12 protein-coding genes are annotated in these 12,726 nt (G+C 56.2%); 8 read left to right on the top strand and 4 right to left on the bottom strand.

Annotation, left to right across the window (positions count from 1 at the left end):
* The first annotated feature begins 54 nt into the window (after window positions 1-54).
* The gene (locus GOW48_RS07210; protein ID WP_170752557.1) at window positions 55-906 is read left to right on the top strand and encodes an acyl-homoserine-lactone synthase; all 852 of its coding nucleotides are present in this window, start codon (window positions 55-57) and stop codon (window positions 904-906) included.
* A gap of 95 nt (window positions 907-1,001) precedes the next feature.
* Here GOW48_RS07210 and tig read toward each other — a convergent pair whose 3' ends face one another.
* Window positions 1,002-2,333: a trigger factor gene (gene tig, locus GOW48_RS07205; RefSeq protein WP_170752995.1), complete on the bottom strand. Its 1,332-nt coding sequence runs from the start codon at window positions 2,331-2,333 to the stop codon at window positions 1,002-1,004.
* Window positions 2,334-2,535: 202 nt separating this feature from the next.
* Window positions 2,536-4,203 (bottom strand): NAD(P)H-hydrate dehydratase, encoded by a 1,668-nt coding sequence (locus GOW48_RS07200; RefSeq protein WP_170752555.1) that lies wholly within the window; start codon window positions 4,201-4,203, stop codon window positions 2,536-2,538.
* A gap of 170 nt (window positions 4,204-4,373) precedes the next feature.
* Here GOW48_RS07200 and GOW48_RS07195 point away from each other — a divergent pair, with 170 nt between their 5' ends.
* The 5 genes from GOW48_RS07195 (at window position 4,374) to GOW48_RS07175 (ending at window position 8,841) form a co-directional block, all read left to right on the top strand.
* Window positions 4,374-4,712 (top strand): P-II family nitrogen regulator, encoded by a 339-nt coding sequence (locus tag GOW48_RS07195; protein ID WP_170354532.1) that lies wholly within the window; start codon window positions 4,374-4,376, stop codon window positions 4,710-4,712.
* Between the two features lie 30 nt (window positions 4,713-4,742).
* Window positions 4,743-6,149, top strand: coding sequence for a type I glutamate--ammonia ligase (gene glnA / locus GOW48_RS07190; RefSeq protein WP_170354533.1), 1,407 nt, complete (start codon window positions 4,743-4,745; stop codon window positions 6,147-6,149).
* Between the two features lie 99 nt (window positions 6,150-6,248).
* On the top strand, window positions 6,249-6,878 hold the full coding sequence (locus GOW48_RS07185) for an MSMEG_1061 family FMN-dependent PPOX-type flavoprotein (protein ID WP_170752553.1): 630 nt from the start codon (window positions 6,249-6,251) through the stop codon (window positions 6,876-6,878).
* Window positions 6,879-6,935: 57 nt separating this feature from the next.
* A complete protein-coding gene (locus GOW48_RS07180; protein WP_414478906.1) occupies window positions 6,936-7,727 on the top strand; it encodes a lytic murein transglycosylase in 792 nt (263 codons plus the stop codon).
* A 199-nt stretch (window positions 7,728-7,926) separates the two neighbouring features.
* Entirely contained in the window at window positions 7,927-8,841 is a 915-nt protein-coding gene (locus tag GOW48_RS07175; RefSeq protein WP_331251755.1) for a hypothetical protein, read from the top strand.
* Window positions 8,842-8,876: 35 nt separating this feature from the next.
* On the opposite strand, the gene GOW48_RS07170 is transcribed toward GOW48_RS07175, so the two are convergent.
* The gene (locus GOW48_RS07170; protein WP_170752549.1) at window positions 8,877-9,617 is read right to left on the bottom strand and encodes a heme-dependent oxidative N-demethylase family protein; all 741 of its coding nucleotides are present in this window, start codon (window positions 9,615-9,617) and stop codon (window positions 8,877-8,879) included.
* 123 nt (window positions 9,618-9,740) lie between these two features.
* Between GOW48_RS07170 and dddP the strand changes: the two genes are divergently transcribed.
* On the top strand, window positions 9,741-11,084 hold the full coding sequence (dddP, locus tag GOW48_RS07165; protein ID WP_170752547.1) for a dimethylsulfonioproprionate lyase DddP: 1,344 nt from the start codon (window positions 9,741-9,743) through the stop codon (window positions 11,082-11,084).
* A 4-nt stretch (window positions 11,085-11,088) separates the two neighbouring features.
* On the opposite strand, the gene GOW48_RS07160 is transcribed toward dddP, so the two are convergent.
* A complete protein-coding gene (locus GOW48_RS07160; protein ID WP_170752544.1) occupies window positions 11,089-11,271 on the bottom strand; it encodes a hypothetical protein in 183 nt (60 codons plus the stop codon).
* A 239-nt stretch (window positions 11,272-11,510) separates the two neighbouring features.
* Here GOW48_RS07160 and GOW48_RS07155 point away from each other — a divergent pair, with 239 nt between their 5' ends.
* Entirely contained in the window at window positions 11,511-12,725 is a 1,215-nt protein-coding gene (locus tag GOW48_RS07155) for a bifunctional alpha/beta hydrolase/OsmC family protein (protein WP_170752542.1), read from the top strand.
* The last annotated feature ends 1 nt before the right edge of the window (window position 12,726 follow it).

Below are 12,726 nucleotides of genomic sequence, written 5' to 3'. Positions count from 1 at the left end.
ATCATAACTTGGTTAATTTTCCATTCACGGTAACCAATCTGTAGGGGGATGGAAATGATCATCGTGATTGATGGTATAAACCAACATAAATTCAAAGACGTCTTGGACGAAATGTATCAACTGCGCGCGCGCGTTTTCGGCGACCGCTTGGGATGGGATGTGAACATCCGCGACGGTCGGGAAGTCGACAAATTTGATACGCTTAATCCTGCACACGTGGTCAGCCTAAACGACGAGGGGGACGTCGTAGGCTGCATGCGGTTGCTGCAGACCACGGGGCCACATATGCTGGCAGACGTGTTTAACTCGATTCTGGACGGCGAACCGCCTCTGCGCAGCGCGCAAGTGTGGGAAGCAACCCGTTTTTGCGTCGACACAAAGAAACTGGGGCGTGGCAGGGGCGAAAATTCGGTCTCGTACGTAACCAGCGAGGTCATGATAGGGTCGTTCGAATACGCAAAGATGGCAGGAGTGCTGGATTCGATCGCTGTGATTGATCCTGTCATGAACCGGGTTCTGCAACGGTCTGGTAACGCTCCGTATGACTATTTAGGCTCTGCCAAACCAATGGGCAAAGTTGTTGCCATGGCCGCACTTATGGATTGCTCGGACGAAAGGATTTCCGGAATTCGGAAATATGCAGGAATCGCGCACGATGTGTTTCTAAGCGACGAACAAGCACGCACGTTGTTCGACACGACCAAAGCAGCGCCCAAGGCTGCAAACTACGACCGTAAGCCGCTCAATCAGCTCGAAAAGTACTTTGTGGAACAAATGGGTGCAGCCACCTCGAAAGACGAAGTTGACGCTGTTCTGAGGCTGATTGAAGAACTTTCGGATAAGTTTACGCCAGAGCAGAAGTTCGCTCTGCTGAGTACCCCCCGCGCTTTCGCTCATGAGGCCTGACCCCCTCACCTCATAGCGTAAGCCACTCAAGCGGAGCCGTTGTTTCCAGACGGCTCCGCGTTTTATCTTGCTTGCCCGAAAGGGGCGAAAGAGAATTATTCCTCTTCCAAAGCCTCGACAGCTTTCTGCAGGTCGTCTTTGCTGACGTCCTTGTCGGTGACCTGAGCCAGCTCGACAATGTAGTCGATGACCTTGTCCTCAAAAATCGGGGCACGCAGTTGCTGCTGCATCTGAGCGTTCTGCTGCACGAACTCAAAGAACTGACGTTCCTGACCCGGGTACTGACGTGCCTGGTTCATGATCGCCTGAGTCATCTCGGCATCGGTGACTTCAACTTCGGCTTTCTGCCCCAGCTCGGCCAACAGCAGGCCCAAACGCACGCGGCGCTCGGCCAATGTGTTGTGCTCGTCGGTGGGTTCGATCGGATCGTGGTCATGACCTTCAACGTCCGGGTTTTCTTCGTGCCACAGCTGGTGTGCGATCTGTTTGGCTTCCGCCTCAACCAACGACGGCGGCAAGTCGAACGAGACTTTCTCGTCCAGCGCATCCAGCAGGGCACGTTTCATGACTGCGCGCGAAGCGCCAGCATATTCGGCTTCCAAACGCTCGGCGATCTGGCCCTTCAGGGCTTCCAGGTCTTCAGCGCCAAACTTGGTGGCCAGCTCGTCGTTCACTTCTGCAGCGACGGGTTCTTTCACCTCTTTCACGGTGCAGGTGAAAACAGCGTCTTTTCCGGCCAGATGCTCGGCACCGTATTCAGCCGGGAAGGTGACGTTAACGTCTTTTTCTTCTTCGGCTTTAACGCCAACCAGCTGCTCTTCGAAACCGGGAATGAAGCTGTTTGAGCCCAGAACCAACGGGTAGTCTTCGGCCGAGCCACCCTCGAATTCTTCGCCGTCAACCTTGCCGACAAAGTCGAATACGATCTGGTCGCCATCCTTGGCTTTCGAGCCTTTACGGCGCGCTTTGAAATCCTGCGCGGTTTCGGCCAGGTTGTTCAGCGCCTCTTCGATGGCTGCGTCATCGGCTTTGACGACCAGTTTTTCCAGCTCGACTGATTTCAGGTCAACCTCGGGGATCGCGGGCAGAGCCTCATAGGACATTTCGACATGGACGTCGTCGCCTTCTTTCCAGTCCTCGTTGGTCATCTTGACCTCGGGCTGCAGAGCCGGACGATCGCCGCTGTCTTCAAAATGCTTGTTCATCGCACCGTCGATGCTTTCCTGCATCGCTTCACCCAGCAGACGCTGGCCGAACTGCTTTTTCAGCAGCGCCATCGGCACCTTGCCTTTGCGAAAACCCTTCATTTCGACTTCTGGCTGCGCTTCAACCAGTTTCTCATTCACTTTGTCGTCCAGCTCGGCGGCGGATACGACAATGTTATAGCCGCGTTTCAGACCTTCGTTCAGCGTCTCGGTAACCTGCATTATGGTAGTCCCCATAGGATTCGGGGCGCGCAAAACGGCGCGCCGGGCAAATTTGACGCCTTCTATTTGCCCAGCCCCCCGCGTGCAAGAGGCAACTGCCCGATCAGCCTTGTTTTGACCGTCTTTTGTCTAAAATTGTTGGTGACTAGTTTCCCGCGACGCGGAAGAGACAGACAGCAATACAGGCCTGCCTCAAAGCGGATCAGGCTTCGATCTGTTTCAAAACAGCAGGGAACTGCTCGGGCAAATCCTCGGCGATCAGACCCGGCCCAAAGTTGCGCGCGCATTCCACATGCAGCCAAGCGCCCGTTTCCGCCGCCTGCATCGGACTGAACCCGCGCGCCGAAAGGCCCGTGATGAACCCTGCAAGAACATCCCCTGACCCGGCCGTAGCCAACCAAGGTGCCGCACGATCATAGACAGCAGCATTGATCGAACATCGCCCATCCGGCGCGGCAATCACCGTGTCTGGCCCCTTGAACAGAACCACACACCTCGCCCGCTTGGCGGCTTCGCGCGTGGCGTCCACCTTGGAATAGGCCGGGCCTTTGGTTGGCGTAGCCGCCAATTTCTGGGCAATATCCGGGAACAGGCGCGCAAATTCGCCCCCATGCGGGGTCAGAACGCAATTCTCGTGCAACTGCCCAAACAGGGCCGCCGGATCATCTGCAAACGCCGTCAGAGCATCCGCATCCAGCACGGTCGACCGCTTGGCCTGCAACGCAACCGGCACCAGTTCGCGCGCCCGCTCCAACCCCATTCCAGGCCCAAGACACAGCGCATTCAACCGCTCGTCGCCCAGCACATCCGCAAACCCCTCGGCCCCATCAACGCGTTGCACCATCAGGGCCGTCACCTGCGCCGCCACCTCCATCTGAGCCGAGCCCGGCACCCCAAGCGTCACCAACCCAGCCCCAATCCGCAAAGCCCCCCTCGCCGCTAACCGCGCAGCTCCAGTTTGCGCAGCGCCGCCTGAGAGGATCAGGGCGTGACCGTGGGAGTATTTATGCTCGTAAAGCTTTTTGAAGAGATACTGTGGCAAGTTGCTTTGATCTGCTTCCGTACACAGCACCCGAACCAGTTTTTCCTGATCGTGGAGCCTAACCAAAGCACTTCGGGCCGCTGAATCAGGCTTTTCCAGTGACGGCAGCCCAATGCCAGCCACAACAGTCTTTCCACAATATCGGGGACCATCCGCGATTAGATGACCAATCTTTCTAGTATGAAATGAAACGGTCAAATCAGCCGAAATTGCGGAGCCTATCGCCCGACCGCTGTCTGCGCACAATCCACTCGGTGTGTCTACGGACACAACCCGAACACCTTTCTCTGTTAGCAAAGTTTTCACCGCCTCTTGAGCCAAAAGGCTAAACGCCCCCCCAAAAGGACGAGTCAAACCGGTTCCAAACAAGCTATCGACAATCAGGTCCAAATGATCCGGGAAAGGCAGATACTCATCCCCCAAGGGTGGTGGATCAATCTTTCGAGCTTTGACAGCCCCCAACTCGATCCACCGCTCATAATTCACTCGCGCATCCGGCGGCAGCTTCTCAGCATCCCCGTACAGAAACACCTCAAGGTTCCACCCCAACGCATGCAGCAGACGCGCAACAACAAACCCATCACCGCCATTGTTCCCCGGCCCGCACAACACCACAGCGCGCAGTGGATCCCCTTCATCTGGCCCCAAATACCTCGGGGAGCTCGAGGGGCTGGCCCCTCGATCCTTGTACTCGGGCCACTCCTCATAAATCGCGTCGACAACGCCCTGCCCGGCCCGCTCCATTAGCTCCAGTCCGGTCACCTCACCAGACTCAATCGCGGCCTGTTCGATGGCCCGCATCTGAGCAGCCGTCAGCAGTTCCGTCATCTCAAAATTCCCAGTCGATTCAATTTCGATTACTTTTTGTGCAACCTGATTAAAATTTAAACCTAAGCCTATTTTCCCAGCGGCCAAACGGGACCAAATTCGCAATCCGATTGCCGCCCGATCTTAGACGTGGTCACTGCCATCCTGACAAGAGTTAAAGGGAGCCCGGGATGAAGAAGATCGAAGCGATCATCAAACCGTTCAAACTCGATGAGGTAAAAGAGGCACTGCAGGACGTTGGCGTCCAGGGTCTGAGCGTGATCGAGGTTAAAGGGTTTGGTCGCCAGAAAGGCCACACCGAACTGTACCGCGGTGCGGAATACGTGGTCGACTTTCTGCCCAAAGTGAAGGTCGAAGTCGTTTTGGACGACGATCAGGTCGATGCTGCCATCGACGCCATCGTCTCGGCCGCTAAGACCGACAAAATCGGCGACGGCAAGATCTTTGTGTCGCCCGTTGAGCAAGCCATTCGCATCCGGACCGGTGAAACCGGCTCGGAAGCGCTGTAATCGAACACTCCAATCAGAGGAAAATAGAGTATGAGCAAGGACGCAGTTCTTCAGCTGATCCGTGATGAAGACGCAGAATACGTCGACATCCGCTTCACCGACCCGCGCGGCAAGCTTCAGCACGTCACCATCATGTCGGACCAGGTTGACGAAGACTTCCTGGAAGAAGGCTTCATGTTCGACGGCTCGTCGATCGCTGGCTGGAAGTCGATCGAAGCATCGGACATGAAACTGATGCCCGACACAGAAAGCGCCTATGTCGATCCGTTCTACGCGGAAAAGACCATCTGCCTGCACTGCTCGATCGTTGAGCCCGACACCGGCGAAGCCTATGAGCGTGACCCACGCGGCACCGCCCAGAAAGCCGAAGCCTACCTGAAAGCATCGGGTATTGGTGACGTTGCCTACATGGGCCCCGAGGCAGAATTCTTCCTGTTTGACGATGTCCGCTTCTCCAACAGCATCAACAAGGTATCCTACGAAGTTGATGCGACCGACGCGTCGTGGAACACCGACACCGAGTACGAGATGGGCAACATGGGCCACCGTCCGGGCGTTAAGGGCGGCTACTTCCCCGTGAACCCCGTTGACGAAGCGCAAGACCTACGCTCGGAAATGCTGTCGACCATGAAGCGTCTGGGCATGAAAGTGGACAAGCACCACCACGAGGTTGCGTCCTGCCAGCACGAGCTGGGTCTGATCTTTGACAGCCTGACCAAGCAGGCCGACGAGCTGCAGAAGTACAAGTACGTCATCCACAACGTTGCACATGCCTACGGCAAATCGGCCACCTTCATGCCGAAGCCGATCGCAGGTGACAACGGCACCGGTATGCACGTGAACATGTCGATCTGGAAAGACGGCAAACCTCTGTTCGCTGGCGACAAGTACGCTGACCTGTCGGACGAAGCGATCTACTTCATTGGCGGCATCCTGAAGCACGCCAAGACCCTGAACGCCTTCACCAACCCCTCGACCAACAGCTACAAGCGCCTGATCCCGGGCTTTGAGGCCCCTGTTCTGCGCGCCTATTCGGCCCGTAACCGTTCGGGTTGTGTCCGTATTCCGTGGACCGAAAGCCCGAAAGCCAAGCGCGTCGAGGCCCGCTTCCCCGACCCAGCCGCGAACCCCTACCTGGCGTTTGCTGCTCTGCTGATGGCTGGTCTGGACGGCATCAAGAACAAGATCGATCCGGGCGAAGCTATGGACAAGAACCTGTACGATCTGCCGGCCGAAGAACTGGCCGACATCCCGACCGTATGTGGTTCGCTGCGCGAAGCGCTGGAAGCTCTGGCATCCGATCACGACTTCCTGCTGCAAGGCGACGTGTTCACCAAAGACCAGATCGACGGCTACATCGCGCTGAAGATGGAAGAGGTCGAAACCTACGAGCACACACCGCACCCTGTAGAATACGGCATGTACTACAGCTGCTGATCCAAGAATTTTCGATGAAAATTCTTTCAAGGGCGTCCAACCGGGCGCCCTTGTCTCATTCCGGGTGATCTTCCACACTAACGATTAGGAGGAGATCGCATGGACACCGAATTCACCAACTTCGTGACCACACCCGAAGAACTGGAACGGATCACCGGCGCGCCCCTGCCCCAGATCATCGCCAAAGAACTGCCGGCACTTGACCAGATGTGCCGCGACTTCATCGCGACCTCGCCGTTCTGCCTGATCGCCTCGGCCAATCCGGACGGGTATCTGGATGTATCCCCGCGTGGGGATCCATGTGGCTTTGTTCAGGTGCTGTCGGACAACTTGATCGCCATCCCTGACCGCCCCGGCAACAAACGGGTGGATACCTTTCACAACATCCTGAAAGACCCACGCGCCAGTGTTATCTTCTTCGTGCCAGGAAAGATGGAGACGCTGCGTATCCGAGGAACTGCCCAAATATGCGCTGATCCAAAACTACTGGCCTCGATGACTGTGCAAGCCCGACCGCCTAAACTTGCACTTCTGATTAAGGTGCAAACTGTTTTTGCGCACTGCCCTAAATGCGTGATCCGCGCGAACCTGTGGAGCCCCGAGGACTGGCCGGACTCGTCCAACCTTCCGAACATGAACGCCATGATGGTCAAACATGCCAAGATCAACAAAACGCCGGATGAGTGGTTTGAGGCCCTCAAGCACAGCGGAGAGTTGGACCTGTACTAAGCCCTTTGCCAGACCAAAGACGCATCGTAAGGTTGGGGTGTGTATTTTGGGATTATTATGATGTTGCGCTTGGCAATTGCTCTGACCGTTTTCCTTCCTACAGCTGGGCTTGCTGCCCAATGCGGAAACACCAGCGCCGGGTTTGAAGCCTGGAAAAAGGACTTCTCACGACAGGCAAAACGTGCTGGCGTCAAGAAAAAGGGGCTTCAGGCATTGGCCCAAACGACCTATGCCACCCGAACAATTGCCGCAGACCGCAATCAAAAAAGCTTTAAGTACTCGTTAGACAAATTCATGCAAGTGCGCGGAGCAGATACAATCGTCGCGCAAGGGCGCAAACGAAAAGCACGAAACCCTCAGTTTTACGCCGCTCTCGAACGGCAATACGGAGTGCCCGCAGGTGTACTTATTGCCATCCATGGGATGGAAACGGGCTTTGGTGGTTTTATGGGCGACAGTCAGGTTGTATCGGCTATCACCACGCTGGCCTATGATTGTCGTCGGTCCGAGTTCTTTATTCCCCACGCAATTGGTGCCCTAAAACTGGTCGATCAAGGCAGCATTACGACAGCTACCAAGGGCGCGAAACATGGCGAATTGGGGCACACACAGTTTCTACCCGGCAATGCGTTGACCTATGGAGTCGACGCAACAGGTGACGGTAACGTCGACTTTTACAACATGACTGACGCGCTGGCATCGACAGCCAACTTTTTGCGCAAAAAGGGTTGGAAACCGGGGCGCGGCTACCAACCGGGGCAGCCGAACTTTGCGGTCATCCAGCAATGGAATGCCGCCACCGTGTACCAACAATCGATCGCGATAATGGCCGCCCGAATCGACGGCTGACCCTGGCCACATTTCCGCGCAACTGCCCCACATTTTGGTCACATTCTTGCCATGAACATTAAACGGCCCCCAAAATGCCTAGGTTTCCTGAGCGTAATCAATCTTTGCAATTTGTGATTTTTTTCCATTACCGCCCAAATCTGCCCTATTTTCCTTGCTAGGCTGTATTTCAACACAACATGCGGCAGAGGAATGCGCAGTGACTCCGAAGAACAGCTATCATGGTGGCCTGCAGTTTGACGGCGAGACCGATGGCGCGATCGAACGTTTCAGCGCGATTGTGGCTGCGACTTTGGAAGATTATGGCCATCTGGTAGAGCGTAAAAGCGTTCTCGATTCCACCGAAGCCAGCATCGTTTGTAGCCAGTATCTTGTGCGGCTGACACTGGACACTCAGGTGCCAGCAAGCGAGACGCGGATCGAACGTGTGGACCGCGCGGCCGGATTGAAAACGATTAAACGCCCCGCCGTGACCTTGCCGCAAAATCGGCTGACAATAACTGTGTCTCCGGTCTCAGAATTGCTGGATGACACTGAAATCTCAGAACTAATGCTGGTGGTGATCCTGTATCGCATGGTCGACATTTGCGCGACCAAACGGGTCGAGTGGCTATCGCCCAACACGGTTCTGACCATCGAACAATTCATGAGTGCATTTGACACTCTGCCCCCCGCTAAAAAAAAGAGGAATAGAAAGCAAGTTTTCGAGGCGGTTTCTGGCCCATTTGCGGAGCTGGACACTATTGAGGAAGACCCACTGGACGAGCCACAAAAAAAGGCGCCGCCTCCGGCAGCCCGGCCGATCCAGTTGTCGGATGAGCAGTTGCTCAGCATCGCTTTTCGGACAGAACCTATCGAGCAGCCAATAGATCGGGAGGACACGCCCCCCCTCGACCACGAACAACCAAGTGACATCCTGCGACTGACCAGTTGGGGACTAACCGGTGCCGTGGCCAGTGTGTCTGTCCCGATCGCGGCCTCAATGGCCGCTGTGAACCTGATAAGGGGCGAAGACTTTCGCCTGAACACCCAGGTACTTGCCTATTCCGTAGCGATCTCTGCTCTCAGCACAAGCGGGGCTTTCGCGGGCGTTGCCAACGCTTTGGGCATGTAACTCACAAAACAAGACCCTCCTAGGAGGCCCCGCCATCAGGCGGGGTTTTCTATTTTGCGCAGACGCTCTGCTGCCAAAACGTATGTGTGGATCGAAAATATGACTGACTGCGATTTGGGAAGGCGCAGCAGGGTTTGGCGCTCACTTCGTAAATAAGGTGCAGTACCAGGGTCCTTGATGTGGCGTGGTTCTTGAGCACTGCGCGGCTGGTACAACTCGGCGTTGTCGTACCACAAAGCATTATAACGCCACAGTGGTCGGCCGGGTTGAATTCCATCAAACAGGCGTTGCACGCGGCGCGCAACGTTTTCGTCATATCTGTCCACTGGCAGGTGGATGTCGATCAACGGACGCATGAATTTCTCGGACAATCGCCAACTGGCCGGAAAGCACAGGATCGCACCGGTCAGAACGTGCTCTTCACCCCGCTTTTGCAGGATGCAAATATCTTCCTGCACCAAATTGCAAAGAGTCTCCAACGGGTGTTTGCGATCAATGCAAACCTCTTGCCCATCCGGTCGAATGACAGTGCCAGAACCCCCCGGATAAGCGTGGTGAAGCACCAGATCCAACACTTCTTGCGCGGCAGGCTCGGCGGCGGGATCCAGCGCCAAAACGTCAGCGCGGCGATCACGCAGCAACGCCCCTCGATGTTGCATCTGTGCGGCGAAGGCATCATCACGATGCAGCCACGTCTCCATGCTGGCAGGTTGGATGCCCGGCAGGGGCCTTTCCGAAAGAGGGTCGTACGGGATCGAGCTTTGCAAAATCGTCATGAGGTCGACTTACCACCATGCCATTCTGTTGTCGGTCAAAAAGCGACGGGCCGACCGTCGCAAAATATCAAGACGACAGCGCAATGATTCTCCACGCTTAATAAATAGGCAGGGAGGGCCGCCATGAACACTCACTACCGCGATGGTCGAAAGATCGACCCGACAAAGGGCGCGACCCTTGGCGACGGTACGCCAAACGACTTGGACCGGATTGAGATAGGCCCAACACAACTGGCCTTTGCCGAATGGGAGGCCGCTGGCCTGACCCTGCCCAATCTGGCATCAATGCGCGAATATCGATGGAAACGTCTGACCCAAGCTGTCGTTGATCGTGGTTACGGCGGCTTGCTGATGTTTGACCCGCTCAACATCCGCTATGCGACCGACAGCACAAACATGCAGCTGTGGAACACACATAACCCGTTTCGTGCCGTGCTGCTCTGTGCGGACGGCTACATGGTGATCTGGGACTACAAGAATTCTCCGTTTCTTTCGACTTTCAACCCCTTGGTACGCGAACAGCGCTCGGGCGCGGATCTGTTCTATTTCGACCGTGGCGACAAGGTGGATGTGGCGGCAGATGTGTTCTCGAACGAAGTACGCGCCCTGATCGAAGAACATAGTGGCGGCAACATGCGGCTGGCTGTCGACAAAATCATGTTGCACGGGCTGCGCGCTTTGGAAGCGCAAGGGTTCGAGATCATGGAAGGCGAAGAGGTCACCGAAAAAACCCGCGCCATCAAAGGACCGGATGAGATTCTGGCGATGCGCTGCGCGAACCACGCCTGCGAAACAGCCGTCGCCGAGATGGAGAAATTTGCCCGTGCCAATGTGGGCGACGGCAAGACGTCCGAGGACGACATCTGGGCTATTCTTCACGCTGAAAATATCCGGCGCGGCGGCGAATGGATCGAAACCCGACTGCTGGCCTCGGGGCAGCGTACGAATCCTTGGTTTCAGGAATGTGGTCCGCGCATTACGCAAGCCAACGAGATCATCGCCTTCGACACGGATCTTATCGGCTCGTACGGGATTTGCATCGACATTTCACGCACATGGTGGGTCGGTGATCAAAAACCGCGACCCGACATGATCTATGCCATGCAGCACGCCCATGAGCATATCATGACCAATATGGAGATGCTGAAACCCGGCGTCATGATCCCAGAACTGACCGCCAACAGTCATCGACTGGACGACAAGTTTCAGGCGCAGAAATATGGTTGCCTGATGCATGGGGTGGGGCTGTGTGACGAATGGCCTCTGGTCGCTTATCCGGACAAGGCAGTGCCGGGCGCGTATGATTACCCTCTTGAGCCCGGCATGGTCCTTTGCGTCGAAGCCGCCGTCGGCGAAGTGGGCGGGGACTTCTCGATCAAACTGGAAGATCAGGTTCTCATCACAGAAGACGGGTATGAGAACCTTTCGACCTATCCCTTTGATGCCCAATTGATGGGGTTCGTTTGACCTTTTAATCCGGCCAGGTCGAACGCTTGACGTTACCATGCCAGTCCTCGGCCATCACTGCGCTGGCCGAGTGCGTATTAGGCCAGTTCTGACCGGCTGAAAAACCGATAACCCCTGCCAACGCGATAACGATCAGAATGTCTGGGCGCGGTGTTGCGCCACGGGGTGCGGAAGTGACATGTGCCATGATTGCCTCCTTGGCTGCTTTGCTTCACAAGCCCAAGATGGGGAAGGTCCTTCCTTTAATAAAACGAATATTTGAAAGTCTATTCATCACAATCGGTGATGCTTCAACTTCTCTGCTTTAACTGCCATGATCTATAGGGGCGATCTTTCCTCACCTTCCCGTGACGGCCACGACAAATGGGTTGAGCGACCCCAAGTAAGCCCACAGTATTAAGGCAACTCGCGACGTAAGGAACTGCCATGCCCACCGAACGTATTACTTTTGCCGGTCACGACGGCAACCAACTTGCTGCGCGCTTTGACCTGCCGGACGGTCCGGTTCTGGCCACCGCTTTGTTTGCACACTGTTTTACCTGTTCCAAAGACATCCCTGCAGCCCGCAGGATCGCTGCGCGTCTGGCTGGGATGGGTATTGCTGTTCTGCGCTTCGACTTCACCGGGCTGGGCCATTCCGATGGCGAGTTTGCCAACACCACGTTCTCATCCAATGTCGAGGACTTGATCGCGGCGTCGCATTACTTAGCAAGGCGCGACATGCCACCGTCTCTGCTGATCGGACATTCGCTGGGCGGCGCCGCTGTTCTGCGCGCGCGCGCAGGAATTCCCAGCGTTAAGGCCGTAGTTACGCTGGGTGCGCCTGCCGATCCGGGCCATGTATCGCACCATTTCCAAGCAGCGCTGCCCGAGATCGAACAAGAAGGCTCGGCCGAGGTGACATTGGGTGGGCGACCCTTCCGCATTGGCAAAGCGTTTGTTGACGATATCTCGGAATCCGCGATGACGCCTGCCATCAAAGAGCTGAAGGCTGCGCTGTTGATCCTGCACGCCCCACTGGACGAAACGGTCAGCATCGACAACGCCAGCACGATTTTCCTGACTGCCAAGCATCCCAAAAGCTTTGTCACGCTGGACGACGCCGACCACCTGATCACCCGCGCCTCGGACGCTGAATATGCTGCGGACGTTATCGCAGCCTGGGTGACGCGCTATGTCGCGCTCCACCCGCCTGCCCCGCCGCCCGGCGCGCCTGAAGGCATCGTCCGCGTGACCGAGGCTGATCCGAATGGCTTTTTGCAGGATATTCAGTCCGGCCCCCGACACCACGCAATCGCGGACGAACCCGCGTCCTATGGCGGCACTGACCGGGGCATGTCGCCCTACGGTTTCGTGTCTTCAGGTTTGGGGGCCTGCACCTCGATGACCATACGGATGTATGCGCGCCGTAAACGGTGGCCCTTGACTGGTATCACGGTCGATGTCTGTCACAACAAGGTCCACGCGCAGGACGCCGGATTGATAGGCGACGGCAAAGTCGATCTGTTCCGGCGCAAAATCCGGTTGGAAGGCCCACTGGATCAGGAACAACGCGCAAGGTTGCTTGAGATTGCCGACAAGTGCCCCGTTCACAGGACACTTGAAGGAACGGCTCAGATCACCACTGAATTGCTGGCTTGAC

It is taken from the genome of Ruegeria lacuscaerulensis, from assembly GCF_013033355.1.
GTDB classification, from domain to species: domain Bacteria; phylum Pseudomonadota; class Alphaproteobacteria; order Rhodobacterales; family Rhodobacteraceae; genus Ruegeria; species Ruegeria lacuscaerulensis_A.
Note: the sequence above shows the minus strand (reverse complement) of the source record. Positions and strands in the feature narration are given on the sequence as shown.

What these genes read in the sequence shown, in the direction of transcription:
- GOW48_RS07210 (WP_170752557.1), top strand. Translation starts at nt 55, where the DNA reads ATGATCATCGTGATTGATGGTATAAACCAACATAAATTCAAAGACGTC.
- tig (WP_170752995.1), bottom strand. Translation starts at nt 2,333, where the DNA reads ATGCAGGTTACCGAGACGCTGAACGAAGGTCTGAAACGCGGCTATAAC.
- GOW48_RS07200 (WP_170752555.1), bottom strand. Translation starts at nt 4,203, where the DNA reads ATGACGGAACTGCTGACGGCTGCTCAGATGCGGGCCATCGAACAGGCC.
- GOW48_RS07195 (WP_170354532.1), top strand. Translation starts at nt 4,374, where the DNA reads ATGAAGAAGATCGAAGCGATCATCAAACCGTTCAAACTCGATGAGGTA.
- glnA (WP_170354533.1), top strand. Translation starts at nt 4,743, where the DNA reads ATGAGCAAGGACGCAGTTCTTCAGCTGATCCGTGATGAAGACGCAGAA.
- GOW48_RS07185 (WP_170752553.1), top strand. Translation starts at nt 6,249, where the DNA reads ATGGACACCGAATTCACCAACTTCGTGACCACACCCGAAGAACTGGAA.
- GOW48_RS07180 (WP_414478906.1), top strand. Translation starts at nt 6,936, where the DNA reads ATGATGTTGCGCTTGGCAATTGCTCTGACCGTTTTCCTTCCTACAGCT.
- GOW48_RS07170 (WP_170752549.1), bottom strand. Translation starts at nt 9,617, where the DNA reads ATGACGATTTTGCAAAGCTCGATCCCGTACGACCCTCTTTCGGAAAGG.
- dddP (WP_170752547.1), top strand. Translation starts at nt 9,741, where the DNA reads ATGAACACTCACTACCGCGATGGTCGAAAGATCGACCCGACAAAGGGC.
- GOW48_RS07160 (WP_170752544.1), bottom strand. Translation starts at nt 11,271, where the DNA reads ATGGCACATGTCACTTCCGCACCCCGTGGCGCAACACCGCGCCCAGAC.
- GOW48_RS07155 (WP_170752542.1), top strand. Translation starts at nt 11,511, where the DNA reads ATGCCCACCGAACGTATTACTTTTGCCGGTCACGACGGCAACCAACTT.